This is a genomic window from Coleofasciculus sp. B1-GNL1-01, from assembly GCF_040220235.1.
Classification (GTDB): domain Bacteria; phylum Cyanobacteriota; class Cyanobacteriia; order Cyanobacteriales; family Coleofasciculaceae; genus Coleofasciculus.
The window spans coordinates 1-19,758 of sequence record NZ_JAVJTO010000142.1; the positions used below are offsets into that span (position 1 = coordinate 1).

Annotated in this window: 11 protein-coding genes, 1 tRNA gene and 1 pseudogene; 9 read left to right on the plus strand and 4 right to left on the minus strand. The window is 47.6% G+C overall.

From position 1 onward, the window contains the following. The 3 genes and pseudogenes from RID53_RS32270 to RID53_RS32280 all read left to right on the plus strand — a co-directional run. Nucleotides 1-1,588 (plus strand): annotated as a pseudogene (locus RID53_RS32270) (filamentous hemagglutinin N-terminal domain-containing protein); the annotation flags it as partial. A gap of 50 nt (nt 1,589-1,638) precedes the next feature. Further along, nucleotides 1,639-4,551: a two-partner secretion domain-containing protein gene (locus RID53_RS32275; RefSeq protein ID WP_446391988.1), complete on the plus strand. Its 2,913-nt coding sequence runs from the start codon at nt 1,639-1,641 to the stop codon at nt 4,549-4,551. A gap of 498 nt (nt 4,552-5,049) precedes the next feature. After that, a complete protein-coding gene (locus RID53_RS32280) occupies nt 5,050-7,965 on the plus strand; it encodes a CHAT domain-containing protein (RefSeq protein WP_446391989.1) in 2,916 nt (971 codons plus the stop codon). A gap of 468 nt (nt 7,966-8,433) precedes the next feature. Here the strand turns inward: RID53_RS32280 and RID53_RS32285 are convergent, their stop codons facing one another. The 4 genes from RID53_RS32285 to RID53_RS32300 all read right to left on the minus strand — a co-directional run bounded on the left by RID53_RS32285 (nt 8,434) and on the right by RID53_RS32300 (nt 12,470). Further along, entirely contained in the window at nt 8,434-9,834 is a 1,401-nt protein-coding gene (locus tag RID53_RS32285; protein WP_446391990.1) for a DICT sensory domain-containing protein, read from the minus strand. A 349-nt stretch (nt 9,835-10,183) separates the two neighbouring features. After that, nucleotides 10,184-11,695 (minus strand): UDP-N-acetylmuramoyl-L-alanyl-D-glutamate--2,6-diaminopimelate ligase, encoded by a 1,512-nt coding sequence (locus tag RID53_RS32290; protein ID WP_446391991.1) that lies wholly within the window; start codon nt 11,693-11,695, stop codon nt 10,184-10,186. Nucleotides 11,696-11,978: 283 nt separating this feature from the next. Next, nucleotides 11,979-12,242: a glutaredoxin family protein gene (locus RID53_RS32295; protein WP_446391992.1), complete on the minus strand. Its 264-nt coding sequence runs from the start codon at nt 12,240-12,242 to the stop codon at nt 11,979-11,981. Nucleotides 12,243-12,396: 154 nt separating this feature from the next. Next, a tRNA-Arg gene (locus RID53_RS32300) sits at nt 12,397-12,470 on the minus strand. A 446-nt stretch (nt 12,471-12,916) separates the two neighbouring features. Here RID53_RS32300 and RID53_RS32305 point away from each other — a divergent pair. From RID53_RS32305 to RID53_RS32330, 6 genes are all read left to right on the plus strand, one after another. Further along, nucleotides 12,917-13,576 (plus strand): Npun_F0813 family protein, encoded by a 660-nt coding sequence (locus RID53_RS32305; RefSeq protein ID WP_006099605.1) that lies wholly within the window; start codon nt 12,917-12,919, stop codon nt 13,574-13,576. A 135-nt stretch (nt 13,577-13,711) separates the two neighbouring features. Continuing rightward, nucleotides 13,712-14,752, plus strand: a complete 1,041-nt coding sequence (locus RID53_RS32310) for a hypothetical protein (RefSeq protein ID WP_446391993.1) — start codon at nt 13,712-13,714, stop codon at nt 14,750-14,752. A 9-nt stretch (nt 14,753-14,761) separates the two neighbouring features. Beyond that, on the plus strand, nt 14,762-15,781 hold the full coding sequence (locus RID53_RS32315; RefSeq protein ID WP_446391994.1) for a hypothetical protein: 1,020 nt from the start codon (nt 14,762-14,764) through the stop codon (nt 15,779-15,781). 296 nt (nt 15,782-16,077) lie between these two features. Next, nucleotides 16,078-17,172 (plus strand): magnesium chelatase ATPase subunit I, encoded by a 1,095-nt coding sequence (bchI, locus tag RID53_RS32320; RefSeq protein WP_446391995.1) that lies wholly within the window; start codon nt 16,078-16,080, stop codon nt 17,170-17,172. 83 nt (nt 17,173-17,255) lie between these two features. Continuing rightward, a complete protein-coding gene (locus RID53_RS32325; RefSeq protein ID WP_446391996.1) occupies nt 17,256-18,038 on the plus strand; it encodes an ABC transporter ATP-binding protein in 783 nt (260 codons plus the stop codon). A gap of 95 nt (nt 18,039-18,133) precedes the next feature. Continuing rightward, entirely contained in the window at nt 18,134-19,537 is a 1,404-nt protein-coding gene (locus RID53_RS32330; RefSeq protein ID WP_446391997.1) for an MlaD family protein, read from the plus strand. Nucleotides 19,538-19,758 lie beyond the last annotated feature (221 nt).

Genomic DNA, 19,758 nt, shown 5'->3' on the forward strand with positions numbered 1-19,758 from the left:
CCAAGATATTATTTTACAAGGTTTAGAGAACGTACAGTTAACTAACGGCAGTGAAATATCAGCATCCACCCAAACCGGAACAGCCGGAAGTCTCAGCATTAATGCAGGTGAAAATCCCGTTGATTCGGTATCTGTCAACAATAGTCGCCTATCGGTGGAAGCCACTGGTGAAGGCGGTAAGGCTGGGGGAGTGACGATAAATACCGAACAGTTAAGCTTGAATGCGCGATCGCAGCTATCAGCCTCCAACATTTCTGGTGAGAGCCAAGACATTATTTTACAAGGCTTAGAGAACTTAGAGCTTACCAACGGCAGTGAAATATCAGCCTCGACACAGACAGGAACAGCCGGAAGTCTCAGTATTAATGCAGGTGAAAATCCGGTTGAGTCGGTATCTGTAAGCAATAGTAATCTATCCGTTGCGGCTACTGGTGAAGGTGGGAAAGCTGGGGGGGTGACGATAAATACCGAACAGTTAAACTTGAATGCGCGATCGCAACTCTCAGCTTCCAACATTTCTGGTGTTAGCCAAGATATTAGTTTACAAGGCTTAGAGAACTTAGAGCTTACCAACGGCAGTGAAATATCAGCCTCGACTCAAAGCGGTAAAGCCGGAAGCTTAAACGTCAATGCGACTGAATCTGTAGACTTAACCGGAGTAGGTGGTTTATCCGTTGCAGCCACAGGTGAGGGGGGTATAGCTGGTGACTTAACCGTGAACACTCGTCAAATGTCTGTCCGAGATGGCGCAGCCGTAACCGTCAGCAGTCCCTTTGGACAAGCCGGAAACCTAACCATCCAGGCGGATTCCCTAATTCTCGACCAAGGTCAACTCACCGCCGAAACGGGCTTCAGTGGTATTGAAGGCGGTGCAAATATCCGTCTTTCAGACTTAAACACCCTACTCATGACCAATGAAAGCCGCATCTCTGCCAAAGCCTCCGGTGATGCCAATGGCGGTAATATTGACATTAATACCACTTTCCTCATTGCCCAACCTCCAGAAGGTGTAAACGGGAGTGATATCATCGCCAGTGCTGAACGGGGCGACGGCGGACGCATCACTATCACGGGTGAAGGTATCTTTGGTATCCAAGAACGCCCAGCCATTGATGGCAATCGCACCAACGATATTGATGCAAGTTCCCAATTTGGCGCACCGGGAGAAGTAGAACTCAACGCCCCCCTTGACCCCAATCGCGGACTTATCGAACTTCCCAGCACCTTCGTTGACCCCACTGGACAAATTAACCGAAGCTGTGCCGTCGTAACCGAGAATGGCGTCAACTCCTTTATTGTCACGGGACGCGGCGGCTTACCCCTTAGCCCCGATGAAGTCCTTCCCCCCGATACCGTCGTGGAAGATTTAGGCACCTTGGTGAGTCATCCAGGAACATCAGCACACCCAGAGGCGGAAACGATGGAGAATCTCTCCCTGTCTAATCCTCAACCACCTAAGCAAATTATCGAAGCCCAAGGCTGGATAAAGACAGCCGATGGACAAATTATTCTAGTTGCGGAAGTCCCGCCCACCAATTATCAGGAGAACTGGCAAAATCCAACTCATTGTGTCGCAACAGATGAGTGACGGATGTCATAAAAAGTTCATATTAGGTATATGCCAATATAATTTGAACGATGCGAAAGATAACGGGTTACACTTCAATTCTGAGCAGTCTATCGGTTACTATTTTGACGAGTTTGAGTCCAGTTTCCGCTCAAATTGTGCCGGATAATACACTTCCGGTCAATTCCCAGGTGACAGGGTGTCCGGTTTGCCTGATTGAAGGGGGAACAGTGCAGGGAGTGAATCTGTTCCATAGTTTTGAAGAGTTTTCGGTACAGACGGGGGGAGAGGCATTTTTTAATAATGGGTTGGATATTGAGAATATTTTGGGGCGGGTGACGGGGACTAATATTTCGGATATTGATGGCTTGATTCGCGCAAATGGCACGGCGAATCTGTTTTTAATTAATCCCAATGGAATTGTTTTTGGGAAGAATGCTCGATTGAATATTGGCGGTTCCTTTGTCGCGTCCACAGCTAATGCAATTGGTTTTGGCAATCAAGGCATTTTTAGTGCAACTGAACCCGATGCTCCACCTTTACTCACTGTTAGCCCGGATGCATTTTTCTTCAATCAAACGACTTCTGGGGATATCGAAAACCACTCAATTTCACCCGCAGGTGTTAACCTTTTGGCAGAACCGCTCAAGGGCTTACGAGTTGCCGATGGTCATAGCTTATTATTGCTTGGTGGAGACATTGCCATCAACGGAGGCGGATTAAATGCTTTAGGGGGTCGAGTTGAATTAATCGGTTTAGCTGCTCCTGGTAGAGTTGCGCTGAATGTGGATGGTAATCATCTCAGTTTAAATGTTCCCGATGATTTAGCACGAGCAGATATTTCACTGACTAATGAAGCCATTGTCAATACCAGTGGTGAGGGAGGTGGTGAAATTCAAGTTTGGGGTAGGCGCATAATGCTCAAAGAGGGTTCCCAGATACTCGCGACTACTTTGGGTTCAGAAGCTGGCAAGGGGATAACAGTGGATGCTTCTGAGTCGATTGAACTGATAGGAACTGGATTTGAAAGCTTTGAACAAACGTTTATAGCAGGTAGTTTATCTGGACAACTTCGTCCCTTTAATCCTGGTACTGGCTTGTTTACTGGTGCAGTGGGTGAGGGTTTAGGGGGAACTATTGAGATTAACACTAAGCAGCTAAAGCTTCGAGATGGAGCGATTATATTTAGTCCGACATTTGGTCAGGGTAGTGGGGAAAATCTTAGCGTTCGCGCTTGGGAATCTGTGGAATTGATTGGTTCTGGTTTGGTTACTTCAACTGTAAAGGATGCAACTGGAGCAGCCGGAAATATCACCATTAACACTCGACAATTGATTGTTCGGGATGGAGCAGTCGTTGCCGCCGTTACCTTTGGTAAGGGAGCGGGGGGAGAAATAGCTATTAATGCCTCCGAATCTGTAGAAGTATTAGAAAGTCCAACTGAGGCACTGGTTCCTACAGGAATATTTGCTAACACTATCGGAGGTACTGGAGCAGCAGGTGGCATGACAATTGACACTGAACGGTTAATTGTCCAAGGTGGGGCGCAGATAGCAACTCAAAGTGGGTTACTCTTTTTGGGATATACAAAAGGGGGGGAAGGAGGTAATTTGATCATTAGAGCCTCCGAGCTTGTAGAAGTAAGCGGTATTTCAACTGATAATCGTTTTAACAGTGGCATTTATAGTGGAACGGATACGTCCTCCCGAGGTGGTCATTTAACAATAATCGCTCCCTTATTACTACTAAAAAACAATGCAATAGTGACGGCTAGAACTTTGGGGACAGGACAAGGTGGTAACTTAATGATTAGCACTCAGGCGTTGCGAATTAATCAAGGGCAGATCACTACTGATACTTTAGATTCTGGACAAGGGGGAAATTTGAGAGTGACAGTCTCCGAAGTTATACAACTGATGGACACACAAACCGATGTACAAGTGTTTGAAATTTTGACTGTCGAGGAAAAATCAGGAGATGTAATTGTGGCGACTGTCTCTAGTGATCAATTTTTTGATGGCTTGTCTGCTTCGAGTTTAGGATCAGGAAATGCAGGAAATGTTATAGTAGCCACTCCCTTATTAATTATCGAAGATGGGTCAGGTATTAGTGTTAATAGCAGCGGTTTAGGAGCTGCTGGAACTGTAGAAATTGAGGCAGGTTCGGTGCAACTCCAAAATGGCTTGATTACATCAAGGACAACATCTGGCAACGGCGGTAACCTGACCCTATACATTGAAGACATTTTATTGTTACGTGATGGTAGTCAGATTTCCAGCACCGCAGGCACTGCTCAAGCTGGTGGAGATGGCGGTAATATCACGATTAATGCTGGTGTTATCGCTGCTATTCCCAATGAAAATAGTGATATCACCGCCAATGCCTTTTCCGGACAGGGAGGTAACATCACCATCACTACTCAAGGCTTATACAATTTCGCCATCCGTAGCCGTGAAGAAATACAAGCTTTACTTAAAACCGATGACCTCAGCCAATTTGATCCCAGCCAACTCCTCTCTAACGACATTAGCGCCATCTCTCAAACCTCTACTCAACTAAGTCGAATTCCCACGCTGAACTTGCAAGGAATTGACCCAGTAGGAGGACTCGTGGAACTACCAACAGATTTTGTTGACGTGACTAGATTAGTTTCACAAAATCTGTGTTTTGCCACGCAGGACAGTGAATTTATAATTACCGGACGCGGCGGCTTACCCCTTAGCCCCGATGAAGTCCTCCCGCCCGATACCGTTGTTGAAGATTTAGGCACACTGGTGAGTCATCCCGGAACATCAGCACACCCAGACGCCGAGACGATGGAGAATCTCTCTGTATCTAATACTCAACCACCTAAGCAAATTATCGAAGCCCAAGGCTGGATAAAGACACCCGATGGACAAATTATTCTAGTTGCGGAAGTCCCGCCCACCAATTATCAGGGAAACTTGCAAAATCCTGTCCATTGTGTCGCAACAGATGAATAGTAGAGATTCACATCTTGCGCTATTCAAAAGTAACCGTAGGGGCGCACCGACGTGCCTCCGTGTCAACTTAAAAAACCCCCTCACCCCCAGCCCCTCTCCCACCAGGGGAGAGGGGAGCAAGAAGGAAGAAGGAAGAAGGAAGCGGTATTCCAGATGTGATGACACAAGCGTTCTCATGTGATGTTTCCCCTTCTCCCTTGATGGGAGAAGGGGTTAGGGGATGAGGGTGAAAAGCTCCCCCTATCGCACTTTTGGCGCTTAAGTTGATGCGGATGACTAACGTGCGTCCTTTGCCAACGTGCATCCAGAAAACCTTACCCAACCCAATCAATTTAGATTAAATCCCTATCCCAACCATTCCAACTGAATACCATGGTGAAAAAACGGTCTATATTACCAAATCTGCGGCAAATTATACCAATACTGATAAGCTGTTATGCATTTAAATTAAATAGGAGTAGCGAGCAAGATGCTCGCACTCCAAAAATTACCCCATTATTGAAATTAAACTTTAAAAGCCGAACAGCTTACCCTTGGTGTTCGTGGCGAGTTCTCAAATACCTCAGTTTAGGACTCACCACCACCCTACTCATTCTATTTTTATCCCTAACCCTTTCGCCCACCGCCGCCTCAATCCCACCCCAGCGTCTCATCAATTCTGTCCCCATTGACACACCTCCCGTTTCATCCCCACTCCTCAGCCAATCCTCCCATAACACCCCTCAACTCGTGCAACAGGGTAGAGACTCCTATCACATTGGAGAATATACCCAAGCCATCACCCTCTGGCAACAAGCCGCTGACACATTTGCCAGCCAAGGCGATACCTTCAACCAAGCCCTAATCCTAAGTAACCTCGCCTTAGCCTATCAAAAAATCGGACAATGGACTGAAGCCAACCAAGCTATCGCCACCAGTCTCCAGATTCTCCAAAAGGCAAACTGTGGGAATGACCTCTCCCCCAGCCCCTCTCCTGATTGCTTACAAGTCCTCGCCCCCATACTCAACACCCAAGCCAACCTGCAACTCGCCCAAGGAAACTACAACCAAGCCCTGATCACCTGGGAACAAGCCGCCAACCTCTATCACCACCTCAACGATACCCCTAACTTCATCGGTAGCGTGATTAATCAAGCCCACACCCTCCGCGTCCAGGGATACTACCGCCGCGCCTATAACACCTTAGAACAAGTCCGGCAAACCCTAGACAATCAACCCGACTCCCTAACCAAAGCCGCTGGCTTACGGTCAATCGCTGACCTCCTCCACCTCCTCGGTCAAACCGACTCCGCCAGCCAAACCTTAAGCCAAAGTTTAGCCATCGCCCGACGCCTACAATCCCCCACGGAAATCACATCGACCCTGATCAGCTTAGGCAACAATGCCCGGTCTCAACAACAGATTCGCCAAGCCCTAACCTATTACCAAGAAGCCGCCACCACCGCCCCTTCCGCCTCCTCCCGATTCCAAGCCCAAGTCAATCAATTCAGTCTCCTCGTCACCACTCAACAACTCAGCCAAGCCCGCACCCTCTGGACACAACTCCAATCCCAACTCCCGCATCTCCCCCTCAGCCACACCACGATTTATGCCCAAATTAACCTCGCCCAAACCCTCAACCGCCTGCGCCAGATTTCCCCGAACGCCGCGCCCCAATTATCCGAAATCGCCCAATCCCTCGCCACTACCGTTCAACAAGCAAAGGAACTCAATGACCTCCAAGCCGAATCCTACGCTCTAGGTTATCTAGGAACTCTTTACGAAACGTCCAAACAGTGGTATAATTCCCAAGACCTAACCCAACAAGCCCTCACCCTTGCCCAAAAAATTAACGCTCCAGAACTAATCTACCGTTGGCAATGGCAATTAGCACGCCTGCACAAAGTTCAGGGAAACAGGAATGATGCGATCGCAGCTTACACCGAAGCCGTTTCTGCCCTCCAATCCTTACGCCGAGACATCGCTGCTGTCAACCCAGACCTGCAATTTTCATTTCGCGATAGTATCGAACCCCTCTATCGCCAATTCGTCGCCTTACTTCTGACTCAGGACGATCAGGAACAGACACAGACACTCAGGGCGGGTTTTGAACCAATGTTATCATCTATATCCAACAGAAAGTTCCTAAACCCGCCCCTACAGGATGATCAGGAACAGACACAGACACTCAGGGCGGGTTTCGTACCAACGTTATCATCCATCGCGAAAGGCAAATCCCTAAACCCGCCCCTACAGAAAAATAATGGCACGTCTCTACATTCCTCCAATCCCCAATCCCCAATCCCCAACCACCTAAAACAAGCCCGTCAACTGATTGAAGCCCTACAAGTCGCAGAACTAAATAACTTCTTTCAACAAGCCTGCTTAGACGCCCCCACCCTCAACGTTGACCAAGTAGACCAAACCGCCGCCGTTATTTACCCAATCATCCTCAACAACCGCTTAGATGTCATCCTCAGCTTACCCGGTTCTCCCCTCCAGCATTACAGTACCCCCGTCTCCGCAGCCAAACTCACCGAAATTAGCGATCGCCTGCAACAAGCCCTCTACCAAGATCCCTTGCGTCGCGGTATTTTCAGCACCGACACCCTATTACCCCTCGCCCAACAACTCTACGACTGGCTTATCCGTCCGGCTGAATCGGCGATCGCGGCTAGCCATGTCCAAACCCTCGTCTTTATCCCCGATGGCGTACTGCGAAACCTGCCCATGACAATTCTCCACGACGGTCAGCATTATCTGATTGAAAACTATAGTATTAGCCTCAATCCCGGTTTACAACTCCTCGACCCCAAACCCTTACCCGAAACCCAGCTAAAAGCCCTCACCGCTGGACTCACCGAAGCCCGCCCCAACTTCCCGCCCCTAGAAAACGTCACTCTGGAACTTAACCAAATCCAAGCCACTTTACCCAGTGAAATCCTCTTAGATCAAGACTTTACCAGCACCCGTTTAAAAGATCAGTTAACTCGTACCGAGTTTCCCATCGTTCACCTCGCCACTCATGGTCAATTCAGTTCCAACGCCGAAGACACCTTTATCCTCGCCTATGATCGCCCCCTGAATGTCCACGAATTAGGCGAACTGCTGCGCCGCCGTACCCAAGCGGGTCAAAGCGGGATTGAACTGTTTGTCCTTAGCGCTTGTCAAACCGCTGCAGGTGATGATCGCGCCACTCTGGGACTCGCTGGTGTTGCCATTCAAGCTGGCGCACGCAGTACATTAGCAACGTTATGGTCTGTAAGTGATCGAGCTACCGCCGAATTTATGAAAGAATTCTATCAGAAATTAATTGAAACGAATAGTAGCAAAGCCGAAGCCCTGCGTTATGCTCAACGCCACTTTCTTGACCATCCAGATTTCCACCATCCTTTTTTCTGGTCACCTTATATCTTAGTGGGAAATTGGTTATAAAAATTGGTCATTTCTCCTGTATCATACAGTCGGTAAGAGCGGGTTTAAGTAGGTGGGGACAATTAAAGTTAACGGTGGGGAACTCGCTTTCGCGAGAAGCAAGCTACGTCATTCGTCATACTCGCTCCCTTGAGAAGCAAGCTACGTCATTCGTTTATGTAAGGGTTTGAGGCTTGTTAACATACCTTCATAAGGTTGAGTTTATTTCCACCAACCCACTTAGAGCTTGCTTCAAAAAGCCGAAACCCATATCAAGCAATGCTTTGAGCCATATTGACAGTGGATAAAGTGCAAGAAAATGGGGTAGCATCCTTCATAAGTATGGCATCACCTTGCTCAGGGAAAATGTACCCTTGCTCCCCCAGCTTCCCCAGCTCCCCCTCACCACAACACTTATTCAGCAGCCCCTACTTAGTAAAATCTGGGTGGTAAGAAACGATAGGGGTACAATCCGCCCTGACACCTGTCTCATTGATCATCACCAACAACAGGCAATAATACTTTAAACGTCGATCCTTTCCCGACTTGACTGGTTACCGAAATCGAACCTCCACAACGCAATAATAATTGCTGCACAATGGTCAATCCCAAACCTGCTCCCATTTCTTCCCCAGGAATGGGGCGTCCTCGATAAAAACTATCAAAAATCTTGGGAATTTCACTGGCTGCAATTCCGTTTCCTGTATCCGTAAATGCCAACTGAACATATTCCCCCTGAAGACTTCCCAGTACCCTCACCTGACCTCCAGCAGGAGTAAATTTGAGACTATTGTGCAGTAAATTAATAGCAATTTGCCGTAACCAGGTTTCTAAACAGGAAACTCTCGGTAGATCAGCCGGGATCGTATAACCGACTTGAATTCCTTTCTCTTGAGCCAACGGTTGATAGGTACTCACCACACCAGGAATAATTTCTGCCAATTCCACGACAGATTTGACTCCCGCTTGGGGTTCATCGGCTTCAACTAAATCCAACAATCCCACAATTAATGAATTTTGCCGATCGCATTCACTATTGAGAAGCTGTAGGTAACGTTGACGCTGGGCGGGTTTGAGTTGCGGCGATTCCAAAAGACTCAGCGCTGTTTTCATATTCGTTAACGGAGTTTTCAGTTCCTGCGCCACTCGCCGCAAGAGTTCGTCTTTATGGCTGAGGTGATGGGTTAATTGGCTAATGGCGCTATCCTGTCCAGGTTCAGCCATTGTTCCTGACTGGAGAATTTCCGCCGTTCGTTGTAATTGTTTAACTAACACCTGGGTGATTAACGTCTTCTCATCTGTTGCTTGAACCAAGGAAAATCGGTTATCCCCTCCCGCAAGTAGCTCATCGGGCGTACTATCCGCGATCGCAATACTTCCTCTAAGTCCCTGCAACACCCGATAGATCACTCGTCGTTCAAACGTACAAATAGCTAGCCATGATTGAGACTGATGAGGACTTTCCCCCTCAGGTAGCTGATATGCCACAATCAAACTGGTCAATTGCTCAGACAGAACTAATAGAAATGACTCCCGTTTAAGCTGGCTTCCGGCGGCTAGCTGAATCGGAAAGAGTTGAGCATCCGGGTTAACGTCTGGGTCATCCTGGGACGCGATCGCATTAGCAACTTCACCAACACAGTTACACCAATAGAGCGTTTGCGGAATATTCCTCTGTTGTTGATATCGCAACAGTTCCTCCCGCCAACCTGCAACAGATGGGGACTTCACCCAGATTGTGGCGGGAATTTGTTCTTCAATCAGGACATCAACCATGGCTCCAACCAAGGTTTTGAGTCCCACTGGACTGATTGAGAAGGACTGGGATGTTGTCAAATTATCCAGCGCTAGCTGGTAAAGGGACAAATCCGGTGTCGGTGGTGGGTTCATTAGGTTGCTGGAGGAGTTATCAGTTGTCAGTTATCAGTTATCAGTTATCAGTTGGACGTTTCGGCTTTTTACAGTTAGCTTGACCGAACCCAATTCTGTACGGTTTTTCCTCCTTGTCTTCTTTCCTTCCTTGTCTTCCTTGTCTTGTCCCAACCCTAAAATCAAAAACCTACACCTGTAAGGATTTCGTAGGGGCGGGTTTTACTACTATCGTTTGAAATGGTGCGTTACGCTACCCTTCGGGAACGCTTCGCGAACGCTAACGCACCCTACGCCCGCCCCGACTTCACGTAATGACAAATGACCAATGACCAATGACCAATGACCAATGACCAATGACCAATGACGATCAAGTATTTTCGCTACGCTGAACTAGAGCTTCTCGCGCTTGTTCACGGTCATCGAAGTGAATTTTTTCGGTTCCTAAGATTTGATAATCTTCGTGACCTTTTCCGGCAATTAACACCCCATCACCCGGTTTGGCGTCTAAGATAGCAGTACGAATCGCTGTGGCGCGATCGCTAATTACGATTGGCTCTACAGTCTCTGGAATTCCTGCTAAGATATCTTGAATAATCCGTTCTGGGTCTTCGGTACGAGGATTATCGGAGGTCACTACGGCGACGTCGGCTAATTCTGCACCAATTTTTCCCATCTTCGGACGCTTAGTGCGATCGCGATCGCCTCCACATCCAAATACGCAAATCATTCTCCCCTGAATAAACGGTCGGGAGGCTTTGAGCAGGTTCTCTAAACTATCTGGTGTATGGGCATAATCGACAATTACGCTAATATCCTGATCCGGTTGAAGTTGCACCCGTTCCATCCGCCCTGGTACTCCCGGAAATTGGTTTAAGGCGGTGACTACTGTTTTTAAATCTAACCCTAAATTTAACACTGCACCAATAGCCGCCAAGACATTGGACAAATTGTACTGACCCACCAGGGGAGAATTGAACGTCACTTCACCCATTGGCGTATGCAGCGTTCCTTTAACACCAATCAGTGTATAGGTCAAGTCACTCGTATACAAATCTGCCGAGGGATCTTGAACACTGTAACTCCAGGTGCGATCGCGTCCAACTTGTTCGATTAAGCGCTTACCGTAGGGATCATCAGCATTGATAATCGCTTTGCCGTGGAGATAATCGGCATTAAACAATAATGCCTTTGCCGCAAAATAATCCTCCATGTCGCGGTGGAAATCCAAATGGTCTTGGGTGAGATTGGTAAATACAGCGACATCAAACTCACAGCCTAACACCCGACCTTGTGCTAAGGCATGGGAACTGACTTCCATCACTCCTAACTCACAGCCTGCTGCTACCGCTGAATGTAACTGCTGTTGCAGTTCTACGGGAAACGGTGTGGTGTGAACCGCCGTTTGGGAAAATCCTTGCCATCGGGCATAAAGGGTACCAAACAGGGCAGTGGGACGTTGGGCTTCCTTGAGCAGAAATTCAATCAGATGGGTTGTCGTGGTTTTGCCATTCGTACCCGTAACGCCAACTAACTGAAGCTGGCGGGTGGGGTAGTCATAGAACGCCGCCGCTGCTTGGGCGCAGGCTACTGTCATGTCAATGGCACAGATAATGCAGGGCGGTTCAGCATCAGGTTGCGGCTGAGGTGGGTGTTTTTGTGCCGCTTGGGGAGAAATTAACGCCGCGACAGCACCCGAGGCGATCGCACTTTGCCAAAATTCTCCACCATCAACACGGGTTCCGGGCATGCCAATAAACAAATTTCCCGGTTGACAGGCGTGGGAATTGGTACAGATTCCCGTGATTTGGGCGTCAAGTGCAGGATGATTCGGCATTTCCACCACGTTAGGAATTGCCCTGAGTAGGTCATGTAGCTTCATCTCAATTAACTCCTCACGACGAGAGGGATAGCGGCAACGGAGAACTTCAGATTAGCACTGCTATAAAGGCGATTTCAAAACTGGAATTGAGGTGAGTAAATTTTCGCGTATTTCGACTAAAGAAGTGATTTGAGTGTAAAAACGCGATCGCGTCTGTGTAATCCTACCAAGCAACAGCAGTATCAAGACAGGTTAGGACATTCTGTACTGTTCCCTGTTCCCTCTTGGGATCAACTGATGTCCTTTCCGTTCGTATACCCAGTCGGCTGCTGTTCTTTCCGGCTTACAAATATTTCTGTAACATTTTCTCTAACTGCGGCACACTCAAACGGGGTGAAGGGCGAGGAAGCGGTGTTTCTTTTCCATCTTTGTGATAACAAAGCACTGGCACTTGATATTGATACGCCTCGAACCAATCGTCCCGCTGGGTAATGTCCCGTACCTCTAGCTGAAAATCTAACTGTTGAACTTGTTCCAGCTTTTCTTGTAACCCTTCGCACAGGTGGCAACCCGGTTTGCTGTACAAAATTAAGGTGTCATTCGTCATTGGTTATTGGTCAACAGCATCTAGAGTAATGAAGATGGGGAAGCTTTGAGTGGGAGCGGTTTGGATTAACACCCAACTCCCGGACGGCGTCCGGCTGGGTTTCGCTAACGCTAACATCCACCTGTGTCCCATCACCTTTTTCCCAATTGTAGAGCGCCCTCGGTAGGACTCGAACCCACGGCCAAAGGATTAGAAATCCCTTGCTCTATCCACCTGAGCTACGAGGGCATAGATTTATAATACAAAAATTAAACCCCTAACTGGCAATATTCATTGTAGTTCAGGGTAGCAGAAATATAGGATATCGTTGATGATTGTAACATTGTAGCCGACATTGGTTTTTGCGTGTGCGAGGTGTTTGTCTCAATATTTGAGAAAACTAAAGACTCAAGCAGCTTAAGGTCAAGGTAAACTACTATAGACCAACATAGATAATGGATCAAAACTTGTGTCAACTATCCCACTCATACCTTGGGGCACGGATGAGGTATCCAGCCGCGACAAACAGATGAGTTGTCAGTTTAGGAGATTGGCTCACAAACTGGATGTGCTTCTGTGTCACTCGCCCAAGTCCCAGACAAGACCAGACAAGACAGACAAGAAAGATGGTTAACTAGATTACAGCTCGTCCTGTAGCATCACCCTAGCCCGGTCAGGAGTCATTTGCCAGTGTTATGTTTATTCTGAAAAGGCAGGATGTTGAAATTTCTAGCATTCAGCACCCGAAGCGAGAGCAGCAAATCCCGATTCTCAGTTATCAAGGGCAAACCTTTCGCCTAATTAGCGTATTTCGCGCTCATCAGGAAGAAGAAGCCCGCTCCTTCTGGCGAGATTTGACAGATAATCAGGGAAAAGCTTGTGTTTTACTAGAAGAACCTGACCGCTTTAGTGTGTGGGGAAAAATTCGTCTAGAGCAATTAGGTACAGAAGGCGGTCCGGATACCAAAATTGCTCCCTATACCCAAGCCTGTCTCCTACTGCTGCAAACAGTTTACCTGGATGTTGAAGATTTACTTGGAAATAGGCAAGCGGGATTGTTTCAGAAGGATATCACGGACGTCTTTCAACAGTGGCATTTTCCCCAAGCCGATTCGCCGGAAGCCGTGAATCACTTACTGACTGTCGATCCGCTCAACACCCTACAAGTTCCACCGTGGGAAGAACACCATCTGATTACCCTATTGCAGGAACTCTATCGCTTGGGGAAGGAATACTTTGGCAATGCGAATTTTGCCGAAGGAGTGGGCGATATCTTGCAGGATATGCCAGCCAATGAGCAAAGTCAGTTTATGGAGTGGCTCAAATCTTCTCCCCTAGGAAAGTTGTGGCAATAATAGAACGTCAAGGGTAAATAAATGTATCATGGATGATTGCCAAGATGGAATTTTAGGACATCAGCCGCTAAGTTTATAAATAAGTATTGCTTACGTAATTGCCATTGTTAGAGAGTTCAAAATAAAGAAAGCATTATGAGCAGCTCTGTAGATAAGTCATCTGGAACTCAATCCCTACTCACAGGTCAGAATATCGTCTATCTAGGAATTGGGTGGGCAGTAGTGTCTATGCTGTTTTTTCTACTGTTTAGCGTCAAACCACCGGGAGAAGAGTATCCCTTTTGGTACTCCTTTAGCACATACATTCTGGAGTGTTTACCCTTCTTAGGAGCTGCATTACTCTGCTATAGAAATTGGCGTAGCCCTCAGATTGCCAGTGGACGCAATGTCTGGCTGGGAATTGGTTTAGGTATGCTTTTTTACTTTATCGCCAACTTGATATTTGGCGTATGGGAGCTATACTTTGGTCTTGACCCTGATGTATCCCCTGCCGATTTCTTTTACGTGATTTCTTATATCTGTATTGGTTGGGGCATGATTTTAGCCGTTCTGCCGAGGCGCTTAAATTTAGAGTGGAAGCAGTGGGTAACGGTGGGATTAATCGCTGCTTTGGGGATTGCTTTAGCCGTTTGGGTTTTATTAGCTCCTCCTGTAGCCGTAGAGTCAGAGGCTGACAATTCTGTCTTGCCAACAACTGAGTCAGCAACAGCGACAGTATCCCCCCGATTTGTGGCTTCTCTTTCACTACAGGTGGCAGTTAGCCCACCTGAAGCTGCTGCAACAACTGAAGCTGAGGTTCCTGAAACTGGTAATTTGCCCGGTTGGGTTATTTCCCTGGATCAAGCCCTGAGTCCTTTATCCAAAACGTTGAATTTTATATACATCGTTTTTGATGTCTTCCTACTCATCATTGCCTCAACACTTTTGTTAGCATTTTGGGGGGGGCGCTTTGCCCAATCATGGCGCATGATTGCCGCAGCAACATTTTCCCTATACATTGCGGATATGGGGTTTAAAGCTTATGGCACTCTGGCTCAGGCTCGTGGTCAGGACTATGAAAGTGGGGGTCTCCTAGATGTCTTCTTTATATTTAGTGCCTTACTTTTTGCCATAGGCGCTGCCCTGGAATATGACGTATCCAGTCGTTCTCGTCGCGGTTCACGTCGGCGAACTTAAAAATTAGCTATGAGTCCAAGAAAATTAACTGAAACCGATAAAAAAAATATTTTGAACTTGTATCGACAGCCAGAAGAGACAACCTCAACCCTGGCTGATCGTTATGGTGTCAGTAATTCAACGATTAGCCGCCTGCTCAAAAGCACGTTGTTGGAGTCGGACTATGAAGCCCTCATCCAGCAAAAGCGAGCTAATCGCACGCCAGGGTCAGGGACATCAGCGACGAAGCCAAAACCCAAGTTAGTGGAGCGGATTGAACCTAAATCGTTGTCGGTTTCTCCCTCTCCCCAACCCTCGATACAATCGCAAGAGGAAAAATCAGAAGAGGAAGAATCAGAAGAGGAAGAATCAGGATTTGAGTATCCCAATCAACGTCGGCGGCGCAAACGTTCTTCTGTAACTGATCAATCTGATGCAGAATCCCAGGCAAAACAAGGTGAGTTGCCTCTGGAGTTTAATCGAACAGAAACTCAAAGGGATACAGAAGACTCAGAAGATCTGCTTGAAGAAATGGATCAGGCAGAAACCAGCCACCTAAAGGATTTATTAGATGAAGATTTAATGGATTTAGACGAGGATTTAGATGAGGATTTGGATGAGGATTTAGATGAGGATTTTGAGGAGGATTGGGACGAAGACGAGGATGAGGACGATATTGCTACTCCAGAACCTCTGACGACGACTCATGTTCCCAGGGGGGCAAATATTCAGGTTTTACCCCTGTCGGAAGCTTCTTTTCCGAAACCCTGCTATTTAGTGATAGACCGAGCATCCGAGTTAATTGCACGACCTCTGCGAGAATTTAGTGACTTGGGAGGTATTCCGGCTGAGGAAGTCCAGCAACAAACTTTGCCAGTTTTTGATAATCATCGGGTGGCACGACGCTTTTCCAACCGTTCCCAGCGTGTGATTAAAGTGCCTGATGGGAAAATGTTGCAGAAAACCTGTTCTTATTTACAAGCCAAAGGCATTACCCGCCTTTTGATTGATGGTCAGGTCTATTCATTGTTAACCGCATCTTTAATTTGAATAGGATGAATAGGAGCAGATTTTGTCAGTTGTCGTCATTCGTCATTTGTCATTGGTCAGGCAATAGGCAATAGGCAATAGGCAATAGGCAATAGGCAATAGGTAACACCTCGACTTACCTCGACTTCGCTCGGTAACACGCTCGGTGTGTCTTATGCAATAGGGTAATGGGTTATAGAAATTTTGTCTCCCAGCTCCCCCAGCTTCCCCTGCTCCTCCTTCTCCCCCTGCTCCCAGAAGGTTCCATCGGTGTGGCACAATAAAAGGCGTGATTTATCGGTTATCAGGTAATCAAAGTGAGTCTGACTGCCCAAGCCCCTAAGACTGCTCGTCGCGTCGTTTTTCCGTTTACCGCCATCGTAGGTCAAGAAGAAATGAAGCTGGCTCTCCTGCTGAATGTCATTGACCCCAAAATTGGTGGAGTAATGATTATGGGCGATCGCGGTACGGGTAAGTCCACCACCATTCGGGCGTTGGCTGACTTGTTGCCGGAAATTGAGGTGGTTGCCGACGATCCCTTCAATAGTGATCCCAACGAACCCGACTGGATGAATAGTAATGGAGGAGTACAATCTGATTCAACAGTCAAGAAAAAAGTTCCGATGGTTGATCTGCCCTTGGGCGCAACCGAAGACCGAGTGTGCGGCACGATTGATATTGAAAAGGCATTAGCCGAAGGGGTGAAAGCCTTTGAACCCGGACTGTTAGCTAAAGCCAATCGCGGTATTCTCTATGTCGATGAAGTGAATCTACTTGACGATCACCTCGTTGATGTGCTACTCGACTCCGCTGCTAGTGGTTGGAATACCGTCGAACGAGAAGGCATTTCCATTCGCCATCCGGCTCGTTTTGTGTTGGTGGGTTCTGGCAACCCGGAAGAAGGAGAACTGCGTCCGCAACTCCTGGATCGTTTCGGCATGCACGCGGAAATCCGCACCGTCAAAGAGCCAGCGCTGCGGGTCAAAATTGTGGAGGAACGCGCCGCGTTTGACAAAAATCCCTTGGATTACATCAAAGAACACCAAGCAGCCCAAGAGACGTTGCAGCAGCAAATTGTCACAGCCCAGGCGCAACTCCCCCAAGTGGAAATGGACTACGACATGCGGGTGAATATTTCTGAGGTTTGCTCAGAATTGGATGTCGATGGATTGCGAGGGGATATTGTCACCAACCGGGCTGCTAAAGCCTTAGCTGCTTTTGAAGGGCGCACAGAAGTCACCGTGGATGATATTCGCCGGGTGATTACGTTATGCTTACGCCACCGCTTGCGGAAAGACCCCTTGGAGTCGATTGACTCAGGCTATAAGGTGCAAAAAACCTTCTGTCGTGTATTTGGGGTGGAGGTAGAATCAGAAGCGGATGCCGCCATGGCAGCGAGTGCTTCTCGTTAAGGTGTCTTTGGGGGTGTATTCCCCCACTCCGGGGACGGCTTTGCCCTCGTCCCCTAACCCCTTCTCCAGCTCCCCTTAACCAAATGAAAGAACCACTGATTGAACTAAAGGGAGTCTCCAAGTCCTTTGGGGGTAACGTCATCCTGGATAATGTTGATCTGACGATTTATCAGGGCGAAGCCTTAGGTATCATTGGACCCTCTGGGACGGGTAAGTCTACGATTCTACGCATGATGGCGGGTTTAATGCCCCTGGATGGGGGTGAAATCTATGTGCAAGGACAAAAGCGTTCGGGTTTAATTGAAGATGCCAAAGACCCAATTGGCATCGGTATGGTATTCCAGCAGTCTGCTCTGTTTGACTCTCTCAGTATCCGTGAAAATGTGGGATTTTTTCTTTACCAGCATTCTAAATTGTCTGACGATCGCATTCGGGAATTAGTAGATGAAAAGCTAGAGATGGTGGGGTTACCCGGAATTGCTGATCAGTATCCGGCGGAACTCTCCGGCGGGATGCGTCGGCGAGTGAGTTTTGCCCGGGCGATTATGACGAACCCGGATAATCCCCAAGACAACCCGGAAATTTTACTCTATGACGAACCCACGGCGGGACTTGACCCGATCGCCTCTACTGTAATTGAGGATTTAGTCCGTCAACTTCAATGTGTTGAAGGCGGATGTAAGACTTATGTAATGGTCACTCACCAAGATAGTACAATTCGCCGTACCGCTGACCGAGTTGTGTTTCTCTACAAAGGCAAGGTACAGTGGCAAGGTTCTATCGGCGAGATTGATACAACCGATAATCCTCTGGTGCGACAATTTTTCAGTGCTAGTACCAGCGGACCAATTCAGGTGGTTGGTTAGGATAAAGGCAAGGGCTTGATCGGTCTTTTGTCATTGTCGTCTATCCAGGCAAATGTCCGTCAATTCACCACTTAAGGGTACAGTGAGGAGAAACCATGCGATCGCGAACCATTCGAGAAGGCTCCGTTGGCTTATTAATTCTAGTTGGACTCGCCGTGCTTGCTGGCTTGGTGGTTTGGATTCGAGGTTTGAAGTTTGGCGATCGCAGTTACAGCTTTGTCGTCAACTTTCCTAACGTCGCTGGGATGAAAGAAGGAGCCACCGTGCGCTATCGCGGGGTTGATGTGGGCAACATTACTGATATTGAAGCCACAACCAACGGCGTTGATGTCACTATCGAAATTGCATCAGAAGACTTAGTGATCCCAGAAGATGTTGCCATTGAAGCCAATCAATCGGGTTTAATTGGTGAAACCTCGGTAGATATTACTCCACTCCGGGAATTGTCCACTGATATTCAGTCGATGGAACCTCTAAGTTCTGAATGCAATTCGGATGTGATTATTTGTAGTGGTGAGCAGATTCAGGGTGAGATTGGGGTTAGCTTTATTGAACTTCTCCGCAATACTGAGCGCTTAACCACCATCTATACCGATCCGCAATTTTTTAATAACATCAACACTCTCGCCCAAAATGCCTCCCTCGCCGCCAGTGGTATCGCTCAACTTGCAGGTGAATTATCTTTATTATCACGTTCCGTGCGTCAAGAAGTCGGCGGATTTTCTCAGGCGTCTGATGCGATTACCACAGCGGCTACCCAGACAACTCAACGCATTGGCGATACAGCGGGTCAATTTAGTCAGACAGCCGTTCAACTCAATCGATTAATTGCCTCAACCAATGATTTAGTCACCAGAAATCGAGCAGTTTTAGCCGGAACGTTAACCAATGTGGGTCAAACCAGCGAACAGTTGCGCGTTCTGTTAAGTGACTTGAGACCAACGCTAGAAAATGTCAACACGACGATTGATTTAGTCAATGCACAAGTTGACCAAGCGGATGTCAGCACCATCATCGCCAACGTCGAAACCGCCTCCGAAAATTTAGCGACTCTTTCCGCTAATGCGGCTGAGGTATCTGCTGACTTACGCGATCTATCCAATTCCCTGGACAGTCCCAGCACTGCTATTGTCTTGCAACAGCTATTAGATTCAGCACGGGTGACTTTTGAAAATACGCAAAAGATTACATCGGATTTGGAAGATTTAACGGGTGATCCGGCGTTCCGTCAAAATCTCAAAGAGTTAGTCAATGGGCTTAGTGAACTTGTTTCTTCTACGGAACAATTGGAACAGCAAATTGAGGTGGCACAAGTTGTAGAATCCGCCAGTGCTGAAATTACAACGGCGGCGGTTCAGGTAGTGGATAAATCCCGTGAGCTTAATCCAAAATCCATTGATGAGGAGTTAACTAAGTCTAAACATCGACTGAATCACCATCACCATATCCTGAAAAAATTGCCGCCAATTCCTAAAAAGTCAGTGGCGGATACGGATTAAGGAGAGATGAGGAAGATGAGGAAGCTGGAGGAGATGGGGAAAATGGGGACAAATGACAAATGACAAATGACAAATGACGATTAATGTCTGCGGAAGGCGGACGGCTGCCTGTGGACGCGGAGTAAGACCAATAGAGGGCAACCTCTGGAGGCATCGGCGAATGAAGCGGGAAATCCCAAAGACGAATAAGACCGTCCTTGTTTTTAAGGAGTTGGAAGCTC

Coding starts and splice junctions, on each gene's coding strand:
- RID53_RS32275 (WP_446391988.1), top strand. CDS start 1,639: ATGCGAAAGATAACGGGTTACACTTCAATTCTGAGCAGTCTATCGGTT.
- RID53_RS32285 (WP_446391990.1), bottom strand. CDS start 9,834: ATGAACCCACCACCGACACCGGATTTGTCCCTTTACCAGCTAGCGCTG.
- RID53_RS32290 (WP_446391991.1), bottom strand. CDS start 11,695: ATGAAGCTACATGACCTACTCAGGGCAATTCCTAACGTGGTGGAAATG.
- RID53_RS32295 (WP_446391992.1), bottom strand. CDS start 12,242: ATGACGAATGACACCTTAATTTTGTACAGCAAACCGGGTTGCCACCTG.
- RID53_RS32305 (WP_006099605.1), top strand. CDS start 12,917: ATGTTTATTCTGAAAAGGCAGGATGTTGAAATTTCTAGCATTCAGCAC.
- RID53_RS32310 (WP_446391993.1), top strand. CDS start 13,712: ATGAGCAGCTCTGTAGATAAGTCATCTGGAACTCAATCCCTACTCACA.
- RID53_RS32315 (WP_446391994.1), top strand. CDS start 14,762: ATGAGTCCAAGAAAATTAACTGAAACCGATAAAAAAAATATTTTGAAC.
- RID53_RS32325 (WP_446391996.1), top strand. CDS start 17,256: ATGAAAGAACCACTGATTGAACTAAAGGGAGTCTCCAAGTCCTTTGGG.
- RID53_RS32330 (WP_446391997.1), top strand. CDS start 18,134: ATGCGATCGCGAACCATTCGAGAAGGCTCCGTTGGCTTATTAATTCTA.